Annotated in this window: 16 protein-coding genes; 7 read left to right on the forward strand and 9 right to left on the reverse strand. The window is 70.0% G+C overall.

The features are described 5' to 3' along the window. Nucleotides 1–94: 94 nt before the first annotated feature. The 7 genes from leuC to HBB12_RS21780 all read left to right on the forward strand — a co-directional run bounded on the left by leuC (nt 95) and on the right by HBB12_RS21780 (nt 7,681). The gene (leuC, locus tag HBB12_RS21750) at nt 95–1,501 is read left to right on the forward strand and encodes a 3-isopropylmalate dehydratase large subunit (protein ID WP_236991259.1); all 1,407 of its coding nucleotides are present in this window, start codon (nt 95–97) and stop codon (nt 1,499–1,501) included. Nucleotide 1,502: 1 nt separating this feature from the next. Next, the gene (leuD, locus tag HBB12_RS21755) at nt 1,503–2,111 is read left to right on the forward strand and encodes a 3-isopropylmalate dehydratase small subunit (protein WP_236991260.1); all 609 of its coding nucleotides are present in this window, start codon (nt 1,503–1,505) and stop codon (nt 2,109–2,111) included. A gap of 152 nt (nt 2,112–2,263) precedes the next feature. Beyond that, the gene (locus tag HBB12_RS21760) at nt 2,264–3,529 is read left to right on the forward strand and encodes an ABC transporter substrate-binding protein (RefSeq protein ID WP_236991261.1); all 1,266 of its coding nucleotides are present in this window, start codon (nt 2,264–2,266) and stop codon (nt 3,527–3,529) included. 352 nt (nt 3,530–3,881) lie between these two features. After that, a complete protein-coding gene (locus tag HBB12_RS21765) occupies nt 3,882–4,757 on the forward strand; it encodes a branched-chain amino acid ABC transporter permease (protein WP_236991262.1) in 876 nt (291 codons plus the stop codon). A 33-nt stretch (nt 4,758–4,790) separates the two neighbouring features. Beyond that, nucleotides 4,791–5,717: a branched-chain amino acid ABC transporter permease gene (locus tag HBB12_RS21770; RefSeq protein ID WP_236991263.1), complete on the forward strand. Its 927-nt coding sequence runs from the start codon at nt 4,791–4,793 to the stop codon at nt 5,715–5,717. 40 nt (nt 5,718–5,757) lie between these two features. After that, on the forward strand, nt 5,758–7,293 hold the full coding sequence (locus HBB12_RS21775) for an ATP-binding cassette domain-containing protein (RefSeq protein ID WP_236991264.1): 1,536 nt from the start codon (nt 5,758–5,760) through the stop codon (nt 7,291–7,293). 139 nt (nt 7,294–7,432) lie between these two features. Continuing rightward, entirely contained in the window at nt 7,433–7,681 is a 249-nt protein-coding gene (locus HBB12_RS21780) for a DUF6894 family protein (protein ID WP_236991265.1), read from the forward strand. A 228-nt stretch (nt 7,682–7,909) separates the two neighbouring features. Here HBB12_RS21780 and HBB12_RS21785 read toward each other — a convergent pair whose 3' ends face one another. The 9 genes from HBB12_RS21785 to HBB12_RS21825 form a co-directional block, all read right to left on the reverse strand. Continuing rightward, the gene (locus tag HBB12_RS21785; RefSeq protein ID WP_236991266.1) at nt 7,910–9,898 is read right to left on the reverse strand and encodes a methyl-accepting chemotaxis protein; all 1,989 of its coding nucleotides are present in this window, start codon (nt 9,896–9,898) and stop codon (nt 7,910–7,912) included. Nucleotides 9,899–10,229: 331 nt separating this feature from the next. Further along, nucleotides 10,230–11,591, reverse strand: a complete 1,362-nt coding sequence (flbD, locus tag HBB12_RS21790; RefSeq protein WP_236991267.1) for a sigma-54-dependent transcriptional regulator FlbD — start codon at nt 11,589–11,591, stop codon at nt 10,230–10,232. A 43-nt stretch (nt 11,592–11,634) separates the two neighbouring features. Further along, a complete protein-coding gene (fliN, locus tag HBB12_RS21795) occupies nt 11,635–11,985 on the reverse strand; it encodes a flagellar motor switch protein FliN (RefSeq protein ID WP_236991268.1) in 351 nt (116 codons plus the stop codon). A 40-nt stretch (nt 11,986–12,025) separates the two neighbouring features. Next, complete coding sequence (locus HBB12_RS21800; RefSeq protein ID WP_236991269.1) at nt 12,026–12,667, reverse strand: FliH/SctL family protein; 642 nt, start codon at nt 12,665–12,667, stop codon at nt 12,026–12,028. A gap of 46 nt (nt 12,668–12,713) precedes the next feature. Next, a complete protein-coding gene (fliG, locus tag HBB12_RS21805; protein WP_236991270.1) occupies nt 12,714–13,763 on the reverse strand; it encodes a flagellar motor switch protein FliG in 1,050 nt (349 codons plus the stop codon). A gap of 130 nt (nt 13,764–13,893) precedes the next feature. Continuing rightward, entirely contained in the window at nt 13,894–15,537 is a 1,644-nt protein-coding gene (fliF, locus tag HBB12_RS21810) for a flagellar basal-body MS-ring/collar protein FliF (RefSeq protein ID WP_236991271.1), read from the reverse strand. Between the two features lie 292 nt (nt 15,538–15,829). Continuing rightward, a complete protein-coding gene (gene sciP / locus HBB12_RS21815; RefSeq protein ID WP_048443591.1) occupies nt 15,830–16,105 on the reverse strand; it encodes a CtrA inhibitor SciP in 276 nt (91 codons plus the stop codon). Between the two features lie 112 nt (nt 16,106–16,217). Then, nucleotides 16,218–16,895 carry a flagellar hook assembly protein FlgD gene (locus HBB12_RS21820; RefSeq protein ID WP_236991272.1) on the reverse strand — a complete coding sequence of 226 codons (678 nt, stop codon included), beginning with the start codon at nt 16,893–16,895 and terminating at the stop codon, nt 16,218–16,220. A gap of 54 nt (nt 16,896–16,949) precedes the next feature. Then, the gene (locus HBB12_RS21825) at nt 16,950–18,218 is read right to left on the reverse strand and encodes a flagellar hook-length control protein FliK (RefSeq protein WP_236991273.1); all 1,269 of its coding nucleotides are present in this window, start codon (nt 18,216–18,218) and stop codon (nt 16,950–16,952) included. Nucleotides 18,219–18,446 lie beyond the last annotated feature (228 nt).

Consider the following 18,446-nt stretch of genomic DNA (forward strand, 5'->3'; position numbering starts at 1 on the left):
TCTTTCCTCCCCATCTCGCTCGACCGCCAGCCCCGAACCCCACCCAAGCCTCGACTCTCATCCCCCACTCCATGAACACGGCGGAGGACGCCCGATGACCCCGCAACCCCGCACCCTCCTCGACAAGGTCTGGGACGCCCACGTCATGGCGACCCGCCTCGACGGCCAGGCGCTCCTCGCCATCGACCGGCACCTGCTGCACGAGGGCTCGTTCCACGCCTTCGGCATGCTCGACCATGCCGGCCGCCGGATCCGCCGGCCGGACCTGACCTTCGCGGTCGCCGACCACTACGTCCCCTCCCGCGACCGCCAGGGGCCGATCCCCGACCCCGAGATCGCCAACATGGTCTCGACGCTGGCCGACAATGCCGGGCGCCACCGCATCCGGCATTTCGGCCTCGACGACCGGGCGCAAGGGATCGTCCACGTGCTCGCCCCCGAGCAGGGCCTGACGCTGCCCGGCCTCACGATCGTCTGCGGCGATTCCCACACCTCGACCCACGGCGCCTTCGGGGCGCTCGGCTTCGGCATCGGGGCGACGGAGGTGGCGCATGTGCTGGCGACACAAGCCCTGTGGCAGCGCCGGCCCAAGACCCTGCGCGTCAATATTGACGGGATGCTCGGCCCCCACGTCACCGCCAAGGACGTGATCCTGGCGATTATCGCGGTGATCGGGGCCGGCGGCGCGGTCGGGCACGTGCTCGAATATGCCGGCAGCGCGATCCGCGGCCTGTCGATGGAGGGGCGGCTCACCATCTGCAACATGTCGATCGAGGCAGGCGCCCGAGCCGGCATGATCGCGCCGGACGACACCACCTTCGCCTTCCTCGAAGGCCGACCCTACGCCCCGAAGGGCGCGCTGTTCGACGAGGCGGTGGCGGCCTGGCGGCAATTGCCGAGCGACGAGGGCGCCCGGTTCGACCGCGAGGTGACGCTCGACGCGAGCACGATCGCCCCGACCGTGACCTGGGGCACCAGCCCCGAGACCGCGCTTCCCGTCACCGCCGCGGTGCCGGATCCGGGCCGGGAGCCGGATGTCACCAAGGCCGGGCAGATGCGGGCGATGCTCGACTATATGGGCCTCACCCCCGGCATGCCGCTGGAAGAGGTCGCGATCGACCGGGTGTTCATCGGCTCCTGCACCAACTCGCGGATCGAGGACCTGCGCGCCGCCGCGACCGTGCTGCGCGGCCGGACGGCGCTCGTCCCGGGTCTCGTCGTGCCGGGCTCCGGCCCGGTGCGGCGCCAGGCGGAAGCCGAAGGGCTCGACCAGGTGTTTCGCGCGGCGGGCCTCGAATGGGGCGAACCGGGCTGCTCGATGTGCGTCGGCATCAACGGCGACCTCGTACCGGCGGGCGAGCGCTGCGCCTCGACCACCAACCGCAACTTCCCGGGCCGCCAGGGCCCGAATGCCCGCACCCACCTGATGAGCCCGGCCATGGCCGCCGCCGCCGCCGTCACCGGCCGGCTCACCGACATCCGCCGCCTCGGGAGCCGCTGACATGCAGCCCTTCACCACCCTCGAGGCCGTCGCGGTGCCGCTCGACGTGGCGAACATCGACACCGACCAGATCCTGCCCGCCCGCTTCCTGAAGAAGCCGAGGAGCGCCGGCTACGGGAATTTCCTGTTCCACGACGAGCGCCGCCGCGGCGAGGCCGCCGCCCTCGACGCCCCTCCCTACGCGGGCGCCGGCATCCTGGTCGCCGACCGCAATTTCGGCTGCGGCTCGTCGCGCGAGGGTGCGGTCTACGCCCTGGTCGATGCAGGCCTGCGCTGCGTGATCGCCCCGAGCTTCGGCGACATCTTCGCGTCGAACGCGGCCAAGAACGGGCTTCTCACCGTGACGCTGTCCGAGGACACGGTGGCGACCCTGCGCGCGCGGCTCAAGGCGTCGCCCGGCGCCGTCGTGACGGTCGACCTCCCGGCCCAGACCGTGACCGATCCGGACGGCAGCGCGATCCCGTTCGAGATCGACCCGTTCAAGAAACGCTGCCTCGTCGAGGGCCTGGACGACGTCGCGCTGACCCTCGAACACGCCGAGGCCATCGCGGCCTACGAAGCCAGGGCGGCGGCGGAGGTGCCGTGGCGGGTGCCATCTGCCCTCGGGTGACCGCGAGGTCGGCAGCCATGCGCTCACGCGATGGCTCGCCGACCCACCGGCCCGGATCGCGATCAGCATCTTGTGATCGATTCCATCGCCGTTACACTCCCCCTCAGAGCCGCGACGCCATCGATCGAACAGCGGCCGGAAGAGGGAACGTCATGCTGGAATGCGCATCCGTCGCCAGGCGGCGGCTCGTCCGCGCGTTGCTTGGTTCAACGATCCTGTTGGCCGCCAATGCCTCGCTCTCGACGGTTCAGGCCGCGGACCCGATCCGCATCGCGGTGATTGCCGAGGCGCAGGCCATCGCCGGGGCCTCGATCCCGCAGGCTGCCCAGCTCGCCGCCGACGAGATCAACGCCAAGGGCGGGATGGACGGGCGCAAGATCGAGATCATCGCATACGACAACAAGAGTTCGGCCGCCGATTCGGTCCGCGCCTTCCAGCGCGCGGCGAGCGAGGACAAGGCCCACGCGGTCATCGCCAGCTACATCAGCGAGGTGGTGCTGGCGCTCCAGCCCTGGTCGGCCCGGCTGAAGCTGCCGTTCATCACGCCAGGCGCGGCCTCGAACGAGATCCCGCTCAACGTCCACAAGGACTACGCCCGCAACAAGTATTCCTTCCACGGCTACCTGACCTCGAAGGCGCAGTCCCAAGCCGTCTGCGACGCTGCCAAGGCGATCCTGGTCGAGGGGCGGCAGATGAAGACCGCCGTCATCATGAGCGAGGACGCGGCGTGGACCAAGCCGCTGGACGAAGGCTACAAGGAATGCCTGCCGAAGGTCGGGCTGAAGGTGCTCGACCACATCCGGTTCTCGCCGAGCACCACCGACTTCAACCCGATCTTCAGCCGCATCGAGGGCGCCAAGCCCGACGTGATCGTCACCGGCATCTCGCATGTCGGCGTGCAGCCGACGGTACAGTGGCGCAGCCAGCAGGTGCCGATCCCGATGATCGGCATCGCCTCGCAGGCGACGAACGCCACCTTCTGGAAGGAGACGAACGGCGCCACGGAAGGCGTGCTGTTCGAGATGTTCGCCGCCCCCGGCACCAACGTGACCCCGAAGACCGCGCCCTTCGCGGAAGCCTTCAAGGCGAAGTACGGCAGCTACCCGGGATACGCCGGCTACACGGCCTATGACGAGGTCTACTACATCGCCGATGCGGTGAAGCGGGCAGGCTCGACCGATCCCGACAAGCTCGTCGACGCGCTCGAGAAGACCGACTGGGAAGGCACTCTCGGGCGCATCCAGTTCTACGGCAAGGACGACGAGTTCACCCACTCGATCAAGTACGGCCCCGGCCTCGTGTCGGGCATGATGATGCAGTGGCAGGACGGCAAGCAACTGGCGATCTGGCCGCAGAATGTCGCCAACGGGAAGATTACGTTCCCGAGCTTCGTGAAGGCGGGCACCGCCGCGAACTGAGAGACCTGCCGAGTGCCGGATACCCTCTCCGCCTGAGCTTTTCGTTTCCCGCACCGGGTCGTGCGCATCTCCCCTCTCCCCGCAGGCGGGGAGAGGGCTGTGCTCCCGTTCAGGGAGCACAGCGAGGCGGCAGCCGAGGGTGAGGGGGTTTTTCCGAAAGAGTCTCACTCGTCGAGACCCCCTCACCCTCGCTGCGGCTGCGCCTCCGCTTGCTGCATCACCTGAACGGTGACGCAGCCCTCTCCCCGCCCGCGGGGAGAGGAGAAGACCTGCGCTTCATCCGGCGATGTGTGGATGCGTCAGCCCGCTCGGGAGTGGCGCGCCGCGCCCCCTCATCTTTCCCGCGAGCCCCATGACCGCGATCCAGATCCTCATCGACGGCTTCGCCATCTCGGCGCTCTACGCGCTCGGCGCCACCGGCTTCACCCTCATCTTCGGCGTCTCGGGCGTGCTGAACCTCTCGCACGGGGCGCTGATGGTCACCGCCGCGGTGGTGGCCTGGGCGGCCTCCAGCGAATTCGGCCTCGGCGCCTATGCGGGGGCGGCGACCGGCATCGTCGTCTGCACCGGGCTCACGCTCGCCACCTACGGCGTCGTGGTGCGCCCGATCGACAAGTCCCGGGCGATCCCGCCGGAGGAAAAGGAGATCTTCATCCTCACCGGCACGCTGCTCTGGGGCATCATGATCCAGGAATTCATCGCCTACCTGTTCACCAGCAACGCCAAGACGGTGATGCCGATCGTCGAGGGCGTGGTGACCATCGCGGGCGTGCGCACGCCGTGGAACCAGGTCTTCACGGCGGTGGTGTGCTGGGCGACGATCGGGCTCTTGTGGCTGCTGGTCAATCGCACCCGCACCGGCAAGGTGCTGCTCGCGGCCTCGATGAATCCCCGCGGCGTGACGCTTCTCGGCTTCGAGCTGTCGAAGATCTACGTGGCGATCTGGCTCATCTACGGCGTGCTCGCCGGCATCGCCGGTGTGCTGCTCGGCCAGTTCCTCGGCGTGTCGAGCTACAGCGTCGGCCCGCTCACCGCCAGCGCCTTCTCGATCGTGGTGCTGGGGGGATTGGGCAGCGTCTCGGGCTCGCTGATCGCGGCCTACGTCGTCGGCTATCTCGAGACGCTGACCGCCTATCTCGTCTCCCCGGCCTACCGGACGATTCCCGCGCTCCTGCTGCTCGTCGCCGTGATGTATGTCCGCCCGCAGGGCCTGCTCGGGCGCCGCTGACGCCTGGCTGCACTCTTATCGAATAGAGGCCCCATGCTCGCCAAGACCGTTCGCAATCCCTTGTTCTGGCTCTGCCTGATCGGCCTCGCGCTCGCCAGCGTGCTGCCGCTCTGGGTCTCGGGCTACATCCTCGGGCTCCTCACCGTCGCGTACTATTTCGGCGTGTTCTCGATGGCCTGGGACCTGCTGTTCGGCTTTGCCGGCGAGGTCAATTTCGGCCCGACCTTCCTGATCGGCTTAGGGGCCTACACCGCCGGCATCCTCAACGGCCACGGCGTCGGCATCCCGCTCTGCCTGCTCGCCGGCACCGTCGCGGCGGTGATCGGCGGTCTCGTCCTGGCGCTGCCGGCGCTCCGGGTGCGGGGACCGTATTTCGGCCTCACCACCGTCGTGGCGGTGCTGATCCTGCAGAACCTGATCGTCGTCTTCGCCGACACCACCGGCGGCGAGATCGGCCTGACGGTACCGGACGTCATCAGCATCGACGCCGCCACCAATTACTGGATCGCGCTCGGCTTCATGGGGGTGAGCGGGCTCATCCTCTACGCCATCGCGGTCTCGCCGGTCGGGCTGATCCTCCAGGCGAGCGGGCAGGACCCGATCGAGGCCGGCGCGCTCGGCTTCAACGTCGCCAAGCACAAGCTCGCGGCGTTCTGCGTCAGCGCAGTGTTCTCCGGCCTCGCCGGTGCGTTGTTCGTCTTCTACATGGGCACCGCGTCGGTCGGCACGCTGGTCGACGTCTCGGTCGGCGTCCAGGTCATCATCGGGGCGGTGCTCGGCGGGCGGCGTACCATCGTCGGCGGCGTGCTCGGCGCGGTGTTCCTGATCGCCGCCGGCGAATTGCTGCGGCCTCTCGGCTCGCTCTCGACCTTCGTGGTCTCGGCCGCGGCGCTCGCGGTGATCCTGTTCGTGCCGTCGGGCCTCCTCGGGATCCTCACCCGGCAAGGCCAGCGCGCCTGATGCCCCGCCCCTCCTCTGGTGTCCGACAAGGTTTGCGTCCATGAGTGCGGCCGGCCTCACTGCCTCCACCTTGCCTTCCCCCCTGCCCTCCGCCCCGCGTTCCGCGGCCGACGGTGCCCCGCCGCTGCTCGCGGTCGAAGGGCTGACCAAGCGCTATGGCGGCCTCGTCGCGGCGAAATCGATCGGCTTTTCCGTGCGGGCCGGCGAGATCGTCGGGCTGATCGGGCCGAACGGCTCGGGCAAGTCCACGGTGATGAAGCTCATCATGGGGCTGGAACGCCCGAATGCCGGCAGCATCAGGCTCGACGGCACCGAGATCGCCGGCTGGCCCTCGCACCGGGTGGCGCGGGCCGGCATCGGCCTCGTCTTCCAGCATTCGCGGCCGCTGCACCGGCAGACGGTGCTGGAGAACATCAAGCTCGCGCTCCTGCCCGACAGCCTGATCCGGCTCTTCGCCGATGCGAGCGTCGAGACACGCGCCCGGGCCATCGCCGAGCGGGTGGGTCTGGGCAGCGTGATGGACCGCCGCCCCGGCACCCTGCCCTTCGCCGACCTGCGCCGGATGGAACTCGCCAAGGCGATCGCCCGCGATCCCAAGGTGGTGCTGGTCGACGAACCCTTCGCCGGTCTCACCTCCGGCGAGGTGGCGGATTTCTCCGCCCTGATCCGCGGTTTTCGCGACGAGGGCAAGGCGGTGCTCCTCGTCGACCACAACGTGAAGAGCGTATCGGCCCTCGTCGACCGGGTCTTCGCGATGTATCTCGGCGAGCGCGTCGCCGAGGGAAGTGCCGCCGAGGTGATGCGCAACGAGACCGTGCGCCGGGTCTATCTCGGCGGCAGCATCGAGACCGCGGCGCGGCCCGAAGCCAATTTCTCCGGCGCACCTCTGCTGAAGGTCGAGGGGCTCGACGTGCTCTACGGCAAGGCTCAGGCCCTGCGCGGCGTCGGCCTCCACGTCCACGAGGGCGAGTTCGTCTCGGTGGTCGGCCTCAACGGCGCCGGCAAGACCACCCTGTTCAACGCCATCTCGGGCCTCGTTCCCTATTCCGGGCAGATCGGCTTCGCCGGCGAGCCGCTGGCGAAGCGCACGCCGGCGAGCATTGCGCGGGGCGGCATCGTGCAGGTGCCGGAGACCCGCGAGCTGTTCGGCGAGATGAGCGTGCGCGAAAACCTCGATCTCGGCGGCCAGCACCTGCCCAAGGCGGAGAGCGCGCGCCAGCTCGACTGGCTGTTCGAACTGTTCCCGATCCTCAAGAGCCGCGGCGGCCAGATGGCCCGCACGCTGTCAGGGGGCGAGCAGCAGATGCTCACCATCGCCCGTGCCCTGATGATGAAGCCGCGCCTCCTGATCCTCGACGAGCCGACGCTGGGCCTCGCGCCGGTGATCCTGGAACAGCTCTCCAAGGCGTTGGAGCGCCTGCGCCAGACCACGCCGATCACCGTGCTGCTCGGCGAGCAGAACGTCACCTTCGCGCTGCCCCATGCCGACCGGGTCTACGTGCTGGAGCATGCCCGCATCGTCTGGGAGGGCCCGCCCGACCGCTTCGCGGCGGAGGCCGGCAGCGGCTACCTGTAGGCACCGATCATCGACGATCACCTCAAGCGCGGCCGGAGACGAGGAAATCGGAAAACGCCCAAAACCCTTGACTCGGGTTAAGGCGGCCGGAGAGGAGGAGTCGTAATCGGGCAGGACAGCCACCCCAGGAGAGAGCGGCATGTCCTGCTACTACTTTCACTTCCAGGTCGGCAGCCGTCTCATCCGGGACACGCGCGGCGTCGAGCTTGAGGAGCCGCACGAGATCATCACCTGTTCGGCTCATATCGCGGTGCTGCTGAAACGCCGCGCTTGCCGCGAGCCCGAGTGGAAGGAGGCGATCATCCACGTCGAGGACAAGGAGCGCCGCTTCAGCCTCTTCCTGCCGATCGCCCGGTTCGCGGATGCGATTCCGAGGTTGCAGGCGTAGGGTCGTTCGAGGATCGGCGGCGCCTGTCTCTCCGCCGAAAAGTGTCCGATTGAAGAACCCTCATCCAATCGAGCGCGGGATTCCCTCTCCCAACACGGGCTATCGCATTTACACACATCTCGGCCTGAATGATGTCCCCTTTAAAGGTAGCGCGCCTCCCCTCCCCCTTGTGGGGAGGGGAATGCACTCGACCGTGAGACGCCAGCACAAACGACACCGGCGCCAGCATCACGCCGCCTTGATCTCCGTCACGAACCCGCCGATCTCGCGCTCCAGGATCGCGGCCTGACGCGCCAGGTCCCGGGCGGCGTGCAGCACCTGATCCGCGGTGCCGCCGGTGCGGTCGGCGCCCTGCTGCACCGCGTCGATGTGGCCGGAAACGACTTGCGTGCTGTGGGCGGCGTGCTGGACGTTGCGGGCGATCTCGCCGGTGGCGGCGCTCTGGCGCTCCATCGCCGTCGCGACGCCGGTGGCGATGGCGTTCATGTCGCGGATCGTGCCGCCGATCGCCTCGATCGCCCGCACCGCCTCGACGGTCTGGGCCTGGATGCCGCCGATCTGGCCGGCGATCTCGTCGGTCGCCCGCGCCGTGCGGGTGGCGAGATCCTTGACCTCGGCGGCCACCACCGCGAAGCCCCGTCCCGCCTCGCCGGCCCGCGCCGCCTCGATCGTGGCGTTGAGCGCGAGCAGGTTGGTGCGCCCGGCGATGCTGGTGATGAGCTGGACCACGTCGCCGATCTGCTGCGCGCCGGCGGCGAGCGCCCGGATCGTCGCCTCGGTGCGGGCGGCCTCCGCATCGGCCCGGCCGGCGATGACCGAGGAATGGGCGACCTGGCGCACGATCTCCTCGATGCTGGCGGAGAGCTCGTCCGTGGCGCTCGCGACGCCGCCGACATTGGCCGAGGTCTGGCTCGCCGCCTCCGCGACCCCCGCCGACAGGCTCGAGGATTCGGCGGCCGAGGTCGAGAGGTTGTGCGCCGCCCCCTCCATCTGGCCCGCCGCCGCGGTCAGGGTCGCGATCAGCGCCGAGACCTTGCCCTCGAAGCCCCGGGTCAGGGCCTCCAGGTGGCGCGCCCGCGCCATCTTGGCGTCGGTATCCCGGCGCTGGATCGCGTCGCGGTGCTCGGAATCGACCAGGCCGTCGCGGAACAAGGCCACGGTGCGGGCCATCGCGCCGATCTCGTCGGCCCGGCCGGTATCCGGCACGTCGATCGACCGGGCGCCGCCGCCGAGGGCCGCCATGGCGCCCGAAAGGCGCTGGAGCGGCGCGGTGATCGAGCGGGCGAGCAGCAGCGAGATCACGATCCCGAGGAGCACGATGCCGGCCGCCTTGGCGAGAAAGGCGGTCGTCCCCTCCTTGACGCCGCGGGCGAAGTCCCGCTCGGCGTCCAGCCCGTCGCGGGCCACTACCGCCAGCAAGGATTCGGAGGCCTTCATCGATTCGTCGCGGGCCGCCCGGGACAGCTTCAGATGCCGTCCCCACTCGGCCGAGAGAGCCGAGGCGCGATCGAGCGCCCCGCGCCAGGCGGTCAGCTTCGCCGCGAGGTCGGAATTCGCCTGCACCTTGGCCTGGCTCGCCGCCGCGGACTGGCCTGCCGCCGCGATGAATTTGGGGTCCCCCGTCACCTTCAGCTGCACCGTCTGGTCGCGGGCGGACTGGAACGCCTCGACGGCACCGTTCAGCATGCGGGCCTGGTCGATATCGCCGGACTCGAAGGCGCGGGTGCGTTTCTGCGACAGGACCGCGGCGATCTGCTCGCCGGCCTGGTCGATCTCCTGGCTCAGGAGGGCGGTCTCCTCGCCCTTGATCCGGGCCAGGATGGCGTATTCGTCGCCGTAGGTCCGCAGGGCCTTGGCGATCACGGCGCTCGTCGCAAGCTCGTCGCCCGACAGCCCGACCGCAGGACCGCGTTCGATCAGGCCGACGGATTTGTCGAGGAGGTCGCGGGCGGCCTTGAGAACCGCCGGGTCGAAGCGCTGGAGCCAGCGGCTGAGCTCGAAGCGCGCCTGCAACATCGCCATGTCGACGGAGCGGACATGCTCGGCCTTGGCGCGGTTCTGCTGGTAATCGGCGAAGTCCGAGCTCACCTGCGTCACCAGCAGGTAGCCGGACACCGCGACGCCGACGGTGGTGGCCAGCACCACGCCGAAGCCCGCGAAGATCCGCGCCTTGATCGACAGCCGCGCCAGGCGCCCGCCCTTGACCGACATCCGCATCGCACCCGCCGTCCCGCTCGAGGCCCGCTCTGCCGGCAAGGTTGGATGCACTCCGCTAAGGCACACTTAAAATGAACGCTTTTTCGCCTTTCGGACCGAAAGATTATTGGACGGCCGAGCGATCGGACCATGGAACGACAGTCAGGTGGACGGCTCTCGCGCGATGGACAAGGACGACGCATCGACAGGGCGGTTTGCGTCGAATCGGGGCTTCCCCGTCACACGTCGCCGCCGCCTGACCGGCAACCGCCTCGGAGGAGCTTGACGTTACACCAACTCCTCACGGCAAACCTGTCTCGTCACGCCGAACCGTCCGCATCGCGCCAAGTCTTCAGCCATAGGCCGCCAGCGCCCGGGTGTGGCCGGGCTCGGCCACCGGAATCCCGGCATCGGTGTATTCGTTGAGCTTGTTGCGCAGGGTGCGGATCGAAATTCCGAGAATCTTGGCAGCGTGGGTGCGGTTGCCGAGGCAGTGGTCGAGGGTGTCGAGGATCAGGTCGCGCTCGACCTCGGCCAGCGAGCGGCCGACGAAGCCCCGCGTCGCCGCCTCGGCGGCCTGGACCGCGCGGGCGGCGGGGCCGGCGACCGCGAGCGCGTCGCCCTCCGGCGAGCGGATCGCGTCGGCGTCGATCTCAGGGCCACTCGCCAGCAGCACCGCCCGGTGCAGGGTGTTCTCCAGTTCGCGGACGTTGCCGGGCCAGGGGCTCTGCATCACGAGGCGGCGCGCCTCGGCCGAGAGCGGCCGGGTCGGGACGCCGTTGGCCTCGGCGTATTTGCGGGCGAAGTGGCCGGCGAGTTCGAGGATGTCCGACGGGCGGTCGCGGAGCGGCGGCAGGCGCAGGTTCACCACGTTGAGGCGGTAGAGCAGGTCCTCGCGGAACGTACCTTTTCGCGCCTCCTCGGCGAGGTTGCGGTTCGAGGTGGCGAGCACCCGGATGTCGACCTTCACCGGCTGCGTGCCGCCGACCCGGTCGATCACCCGCTCCTGGAGCGCCCGCAGAAGCTTGGCCTGGAGCCGGACATCCATCTCGGAAATTTCGTCGAGGAGCAGCGTGCCGCCATGGGCCTCCTCGAACCGGCCGATGCGCCGGGCCACCGCGCCGGTGAAGGCGCCCTTCTCGTGGCCGAACAGCTCGGATTCGAGCAGCGCGTCGGGGATCGCCGCGCAGTTCACGCTGACGAAGGGCTTCTGCACCCGGTTGGAGCGGGTGTGGAGGTAGCGCGCCAGCACCTCCTTGCCGGTGCCGCTCTCGCCGGTGATCAGCACCGAGGCGTCGGAGCGCGCCACCTGCTCGGCGAGCTTGACCACCCGCTCCATCGCCGGATCGCGCCACACGAACGAGCGGGCATCCGCCGTCACCGCCTCCAGCACCGCGGCGATCAGTTCCGGATCGGGCGGCAGCGGGATGTATTCCTTGGCTCCCGCCTGGATCGCCGCCACCGCCGCCTTGGCGTCGGTCCCGGTGCCGCAGGCCACCACCGGGGTGCGGATGCGCTCGTCGGAGAGCGCCGTCACCAGGGTCCGGATCGCCAGCGCCACGTCGACCATCACGAGGTCGGCGCCCTTGGCCCTGAGCGCGTTGAGCCCCTGCTCGATGCCGTCGGCCTGGGTCACGGCCGCGCCGCGGCTCATGGCGATCCGGGAGGCGGTGACGAGTTCGCCGCTGAGGCGTCCGATGATCAAGAGCCGCATGGCGGGCACTCCGTTGGGCGGGTCGGGGTGGCGGATTCGGATGTCAGCCGTCGGCCTTGACGATCTCGGTCATCGTCACGCCGAGTCGCTCCTCGACCAGCACCACCTCGCCGCGGGCGACGAGGCGGTTGTTGACGAAGATGTCGATCGCCTCGCCGACCTTGCGGTCGAGCTCGAGCACCGTGCCGGGGCCCAGCCGCAGGAGGTCGCCGATCGGCATCCGCGACGAGCCGAGCACCGCCGAGACCATCACCGGCACGTCGAAGACCTGTTCGAGGTCGGCGGCCGACTTGGCGGCCATCGGGGCGTCGCGCATCGCGCCGGACGCCGCGGCGTCGAAGGCGAGATCCGCTTCGCTGAGCTGCGGCAGGCCGAGATCGTTGTCGGAGGACATTGGCGTACCTCGTGGGAGAAAATGGAGTGGGAACGGGGCGTCAGGCTTTGGGCAGGGCGGCGATCAGGGCGGCCTCGATGGCCGCGCGCTCGCGCACCACGCCGCCATCGGCCCATTCGATGCGGGCGTCGCCCGGCGCCATGCCGGGATCGCCCATGACGATCAGGCGGCCCTCGTAGCCGCGCTCGCGAGCGAGCCGGGCCACCTGCCGTTCGGTCTCGTCGACGAGGGCGTCATGCACCCGGATCGCCAGATGCGGCACGCCGCGCAGGTGCTGGAGCGCGCGGCCCGCCGCTTCCGCGATCGCCGCCACCGGATGGCTGTCGAGGGCGGCCCCGGCGATCTTGCGCCCGAGCGCCACGGCGAAGTCGAGGGCCTGGGCCTCGAGCGCGGCGTCGCGGTCGTCCGCCGCCGCGATCATGCCGGCGGCCGAAGCGGCGACCCGGTTGAGGGCGTCGGCGAGGCGCGCCTGCACCTGCGCCTCGGCCTGGGCGCGTCCCTCCTGCAGGCCGCGGGCATAGGCCTCGGCCTCGGCCGCTTCCCGGGCGGCCTCCCGCGCCGCTTCCTCGGCCCGGAGCCGCGCCTCCGCCAGCGCCTCGGCATCCGGAGCCTCGTCCCGAGGGGGCTTGGCGGGGGGCCCGCGGAAATCGGTATCGAACAGGAAGCGCCGGATCTGCGCCATCAGGCTTTGTCCCTCGGGGCTGGCTCGGTCGTCGTGCGGGCAGGCATCAGTAGACCAGCTCTTCCTCGGCGCTGTTCTTGGCGATCATGATCTCGCCCTTCTCGGCCAGTTCCTTGGCGAGGTCGGTCATCTTCGACTGGGCCTCGTCGACCTCCTTGAGGCGGATCGGACCGAGCGACTCGATGTCGTTCTGCATGTTCTTCGACGAACGGCTCGACATGTTGGCGAAGAAGAAGTTCCGGACCGGGTCCGACGCGCCCTTGAGCGCGCGGGCCAGCACGTCGCGGTCGACGCTGCGCATCAGGGTCTGGACGCTGCCGGCATCGAGCTTCATCAGGTCGTCGAAGGTGAACATCAGCTGGCGGATCTTCTTCGCCGAGCCGCGGTTCGACTGGTCGAGGGCGGTGAGGAACCGGATCTCGGTCTGCCGGTCGAAGGCGTTGAACACGTCGGCGAGCAATTCGTGGGCGTCGCGCCGGGTGGTCTGGGCGATGGTCGAGACGAACTCGACCCGCAGGATCTCCTCGATGTGGCGCAGCGCCTCCTTCTGCACCGTCTCCATCCGGAGCATCCGGTTGAGGACGTCGATGGCGAAGTCCTCCGGCAGGATGGTCAGGACCTTGGCGGCGTAGTCCGAGCGCACCCGCGACAGGATCACCGCGACGGTCTGCGGGTATTCGTTGCGCAGGAAGGAGGCCAGGATCTCGGGATCGATCTGGGTCAGGCTGGCCCAGACCCGGCGGGTCGAGGCGCCCTTCACCTCCGCCATGATCACCGCGACCTGCTCGGGCGGGAAGATCTTGAGCAGCAGCGACTCGGTGCGCTCGAAGCTCGAGGTGATGCCGCCGCTGGCCGAGAGCCGCGACACGAAGTCGATGATCAGGGCCTCGACCGCCTCCGCCTCGAGCGAGCCGAGCTGGACCATGGCGTGCGAGACCTTCTTGATCTCGTCCTCCTCCAGCATGCGCCAGATCGGGGCGCCCTCCTCCTCGCCGAGCAGGAGCAGCAGGGCGGCGGCCCGCTGGGTTCCGGGCATCTCGGCGAAGGTCAGTCCCCCGGAGGTGGAGCGGGAGACCGGCATCGAAGTCATGGCCATGGCGTCGGCGTCTCTCAGGCGGGACGGGTGTTCACGGGGTCGCGCGGGGGCCGCGGCGGCGGGGGTCGTCGATCCGGCAGCGTCGGCGGTCGTCGATCCAACAGCGTCAGCGGTCGTTGATCCAACAGCGTCAGCGGTCGTTGATCCAGGTGCGCAGCACCTCGACGGTCTCGGTCGGGTTCGACTTCACGATGTCGACGACCCGCTCGATCGTCTCGGCCTGGATCTTGCCGTTGATCTTGGCGAACTCGACGACGCGGCGGGCCTGGCTCTCGGGCAGCGCCAGTTCGGCCGGGGCCGCGCCTGCCAGCGCGCCCTCCACCGCCATCACCAGGCCGGGATGATCGGCGGCGAGGATCGAGATCGGGGCCTGCGCCGGATCGTCGGAGGCGACGACCTTCTGCACCAGCGGCCGGACCACCGTCATCAGCACCACGAGGCCGAGGAGGAAGAGCACCGACATCTCGGCGATGCGCAGCACGTCCTCCTTGGTCGGCTGGAGGAGCGAGGCCAGCAGGCCCTGCTCCTGGAACTCAGGCACCGCCGGGGTGTCGGCGAAGCGCAGGTTCACCACCTCGACCTGGTCGCCGCGGGCCTTGTCGTAGCCCACCGCGGTACGCACCAGGGCGGTGATGCGCTCCAGTTCCGGCGCCGGCCGCGGCGCATAGGCCGGCTTGCCGTCCGGGCCGGCGGCGTAGGTGCCGTCGATCAGCACCGCAACCGACAGGCGCCGGATCCGGCCGCCCTCGTTCACCTCGGTGCGGGTGACCCGGGAGATCTCGTAATTGGTGGTCTCCTCGTTCTTGTTCGAGGCCTCGCGCGGGCCCTGGTTCTGCTGGGCTTGGGTTGCGCCGGGCAACTCGTTGCCGACGGTGACGCCGTTCTCGCTGCTCTGCGACTGCGAATTCTCGCTGCGGGTCTGGGTCGAGCGCACCACCCGGCTCTCGGGATCGAAGGTCTCCGACCGGCTCTCGACCCGGTTGGGATCGAGTTCGGCGGTGACCTGGACCCGGGCCCGGCCCGCCCCGACGATGCCGGCGACGATCTCCTCGACCTGGGAGCGCAGCCGCCGTTCCATGGTGGTCTGGCGCTCGTCGAGGCCGAGTCCGTTCTGCGCCTCCGCCCCGCGGGCGCCGTCGGCGAGCAGCCGCCCGCGCTCGTCGACGATCGAGATGCGGTCGGGCTTCAGGCCCTCCACCGCCGAGGCGACGAGGTGGCGCACCGCCCGGACCTGGCCCGGATCGAGGTCGCCGGACAGCTTCACCACGATCGCGGCGCTCGGCGTCTCGCGGTCGCGGGAAAACAGCCGCTTCTCGGGCAGGACCAGGTGGACGCGGGCCGCCTGCACCTGGCCGATCGCCCGGATCGAGCGGGCGAGCTCGCCTTCGAGGGCGCGCAGGTGGTTGACGTTCTGGACGAAGCTCGTCGACGAGAAGGCATCGCCCTTGTCGAAGATCTCGTAGCCGACGCCGCCGGCGCTCGGCAGGCCCTTGGCGGCGAGGTCCATCCGCAGGCGGGCGAGTTCGCCGCGGGGCGCCAGCACGGTCTGGCCGGCATCGCCCTTGGTCTCGTAGCGGATGCCCTTGGCGTCGAGGTCGCGCAGGACCGCGCCGGCATCCTGCACCGACAGGTCGGTATAGAGCACACCCATCTCGGGCCGCGAGACCCGCAGGATGACGAAAGCGAAGAAACCGATGAGCGCGAGGGTCACCGCCCCCATCGCGGCGAGCCGCGCGGGCCCCAGCTTCGCCACCAGATCGAGGACCGGCTTCACGACCATGCACCCGCCAACCGGAGCCACCGCGGCCCCAGGGCAAAATTTGCCGAGTCGTGGTTATGACTTGGTTAACGGCGCACAATTGAATGCGCACGGAGCCGGGACGCCGCCGCTCCGGGGGGAGGCGGAGGCCCGGCTCTCGGCATCGCGGGTCAGCCCGGGCGAGTGTCCGAGGACGGGATCGCCACGGCTTCTCTCCTCCGCCAACCGGCGGGACAAGCAGACGCGAGGCGATCCTGCCGTCCTCGGATGATCCCGCCGTGCCCGTCCCGGGGCACGGACAGCACCCTCACTGACGGTAATGCTGGATCCGGGTCGTGCGCAGGCCTGCGAGCCCGTGCTGCTCGATCGAATACTGCCAGCTCAGGAATTCCTCGGTGGTCAGCGTGTAACGCTGGCACGCCTCTTCGAGGCTCAGCAGCCCGCCACGGACGGCGGCCACCACCTCGGCCTTGCGCCGGATCACCCATCGGCGGGTATCGGTCGGGGGAAGATCCGCGATCGTCAGCGGACTTCCGTCTGGCCCGATGACGTACTTCACCCTCGGGCGATGCGGTTCGGTCATGATACGCTCTACACTCGACTGACCTGTCGAGACCGAAGCTAGGCACCCGCGCTTAAGATTGGTTGAATCATTTCCCTCGCATGTGATTCGTAATCCACAGCAATCCACCGAATCAGTTGCCGCCGGTTCCACCGATCGCCTCGACGCTGCTGAGGGCCACGGTGCGGTCGCCGATGGTCAGGACCGGTTCGGCACCGGAGACGTCCACGCTGGTGATCGCCCCGGTGATCTTGGTGTCGACGGTGACGCTCGAGCCGGTGGCGTCGAGGGCCTGCACCTTCAGGGTGTACTTCCCGTCCGCGGCGAGCTGCCCGGTGGAGGCGCGCCCGTCCCAGGTGAAGCTCTGGCTGCCGGCGGGCAGCGCCTTGGTCTGGGTGGCGACCACGTTGCCCTTGGGGTCCGTGATGGTCATCACCGCCTTGGCGGCGGCGCGCGCCGGGGTGAGCGTCCAGGTCGCGGACCCGTCCGCGAGCGACGAGGTGGCGCCGTCCGCCGTCACGGTCTTGCCGATCAGCCCGGAGGCGGTCGCCGCCGCCGAGGCCTTGCTGGCGGTGATCAGGCTACCGAGCTGGTCGTTGGTCTTGAGCTGCTGCTCGACCGAGGCGAACTGCACCAGCTGCTGGGTGAACTGGTTGGTGTCGAGAGGGTCGAGCGGGTTCTGGTTCTGGAGCTGCGTCGTCAGCAGGGTCAGGAACTGGTTGAAGTTCCCGGCGATCGTGCTGGCGTCGCTCGAGGCCTTGGCACCGGTCGGGTTGGAGAGACTGGTCAAGCTGCTGATGCCGGCGGTCATCGGGACCTCGCGAGTGTGGTCGTCATGGGTCGTCGGTCGCTTCTGGCGTCGCCGCTAGATTCTGAGGTCGAGGCCGAGGCGCTGGCCGAGGTTGCGCAACGGCGCCGCGGCCTGCGCCTCCTCCGCCGGAGCCGCCGCGCGGTCGGGGCCTTGCGGCCGGCCGGCCTGGTCGCGCTGCGGGTTCTGGCCGCCGCCGTCGCGCAAGGAGAAGGTGAGGCCCGCCGTGCCGGGATCGAGCCCCGCTTGCGTGAGCGCCTGCTGCAGGCTGCCGGCATCGCGCTGGAGCAGCGCCAGGGTCTCGGGCCGCTCCACCGTGAGATGCGCCTTCACGGTCCCGTGCTCGCGGGCGATGTCGAGGCTGACGTCGATCCGGCCGAGCTCGTAGGGATCGAGCCGGATCTCGAAGCGGTTGCTGCCTGCGAGCGCCCGCATCCCGATGGTGATCGGCACGGCGCTCAAGGGAGCCTGGACCGAGACCGCCGGGCGGGTCTCGGCGGCGGCCGGCGCCGCGGCGTCGGCGCCCTTCGCCTGCGACGCAGGCGCCGACGGGTCGGGCGCCGCGAGGCCGTCGGGCACCGGCAGGGGACCACCCTGCTTCGGCCGGTCCTTACCGTCCACCTTCGCGGCCTCGGAGAGAAGCGCGGCGATCCGCGGATCGGCGGGCGTCGCCGCCTCGATGGCGGCACCCGGATCGGCCGATGCCGTTCCGGTCGCCGAGGCGGTGCCGGTCGCAGGTGCCGTGGCCGCGGGAACGGGTGCGGCCGAGGCCGCCGGGCTCGGCGTGGGACCGGCGCCGGGAGCGTCGGCGGAATCCTCCTCCGTCCCGTCGGCCGGAGACGCCTCCGCGGTCTCGTCATCGTCGCCGGCAGCCGCGCGAACCGCCTCGGCCTGCGCCGCATCGGGCGCCGCGGCGGAGGGCTTCGCGCCGGTCGCGGCCGAGGATTTCGCGGCGACGTCCTTCCTCACGCGGTCGTCCGTCACCTCCCGCGTGGCCTTGTCCTTCGTGATCTTGTCCTTGGCGGCCCGGTCCCGGTCGATCGCATCCTCGGCCCGTTCCTGGCGGGACCGAGCCTCCGAGGCAGCGTCGGCCCGCCTCGTCTCGCCTCTCGCTTCGGCCGATCTGGTCTCGGTGGGCTTCGGGCCGGACCGCGTCGTGTCCGAGCTGGGTCGTGCCGACGTATCGGCCTGCCGCGCAGGCGTGCGGGCGATCCGGGCGGTCTCCCGATCATCCGGACGGAAGGGCTCGTACGCGACGGCCTTCGCCGGCCGGGTCGGCTCGCGCCCCGCCATCCGTCCCCCCTCACCCGCTCCGCTGATCTGCATCGCCGACCTCCTGGGTCCCGGCAGAGCAAGCCGCCTGCCAGTCCAACGGACAACGTAAGCTATTGATGAAAAGCGATAAAAATCTCCGACCCCTCCGCCCTCGATGGCCGCCCGGTCGGAATCTGCCGGGAGCCCGGCAAGAACTTCCCTGTAGGCCGCACTCCCTCCCGCCCTGGCAGAACGGCGGTCGGATCGCTATAGACTCCGCCAGCGGCACCGGGATCCGCT

The organism is Methylobacterium sp. SyP6R, from assembly GCF_019216885.1.
Lineage (GTDB): Bacteria > Pseudomonadota > Alphaproteobacteria > Rhizobiales > Beijerinckiaceae > Methylobacterium.

Bases quoted from the DNA above. Each gene is read 5' to 3' on its own strand.
- leuC (WP_236991259.1), top strand. From the start codon at position 95: ATGACCCCGCAACCCCGCACCCTCCTCGACAAGGTCTGGGACGCCCAC.
- leuD (WP_236991260.1), top strand. From the start codon at position 1,503: ATGCAGCCCTTCACCACCCTCGAGGCCGTCGCGGTGCCGCTCGACGTG.
- HBB12_RS21760 (WP_236991261.1), top strand. From the start codon at position 2,264: ATGCTGGAATGCGCATCCGTCGCCAGGCGGCGGCTCGTCCGCGCGTTG.
- HBB12_RS21765 (WP_236991262.1), top strand. From the start codon at position 3,882: ATGACCGCGATCCAGATCCTCATCGACGGCTTCGCCATCTCGGCGCTC.
- HBB12_RS21770 (WP_236991263.1), top strand. From the start codon at position 4,791: ATGCTCGCCAAGACCGTTCGCAATCCCTTGTTCTGGCTCTGCCTGATC.
- HBB12_RS21775 (WP_236991264.1), top strand. From the start codon at position 5,758: ATGAGTGCGGCCGGCCTCACTGCCTCCACCTTGCCTTCCCCCCTGCCC.
- HBB12_RS21780 (WP_236991265.1), top strand. From the start codon at position 7,433: ATGTCCTGCTACTACTTTCACTTCCAGGTCGGCAGCCGTCTCATCCGG.
- HBB12_RS21785 (WP_236991266.1), bottom strand. From the start codon at position 9,898: ATGCGGATGTCGGTCAAGGGCGGGCGCCTGGCGCGGCTGTCGATCAAG.
- flbD (WP_236991267.1), bottom strand. From the start codon at position 11,591: ATGCGGCTCTTGATCATCGGACGCCTCAGCGGCGAACTCGTCACCGCC.
- fliN (WP_236991268.1), bottom strand. From the start codon at position 11,985: ATGTCCTCCGACAACGATCTCGGCCTGCCGCAGCTCAGCGAAGCGGAT.
- HBB12_RS21800 (WP_236991269.1), bottom strand. From the start codon at position 12,667: ATGGCGCAGATCCGGCGCTTCCTGTTCGATACCGATTTCCGCGGGCCC.
- fliG (WP_236991270.1), bottom strand. From the start codon at position 13,763: ATGGCCATGACTTCGATGCCGGTCTCCCGCTCCACCTCCGGGGGACTG.
- sciP (WP_048443591.1), bottom strand. From the start codon at position 16,105: ATGACCGAACCGCATCGCCCGAGGGTGAAGTACGTCATCGGGCCAGAC.
- HBB12_RS21820 (WP_236991272.1), bottom strand. From the start codon at position 16,895: ATGACCGCCGGCATCAGCAGCTTGACCAGTCTCTCCAACCCGACCGGT.
- HBB12_RS21825 (WP_236991273.1), bottom strand. From the start codon at position 18,218: ATGCAGATCAGCGGAGCGGGTGAGGGGGGACGGATGGCGGGGCGCGAG.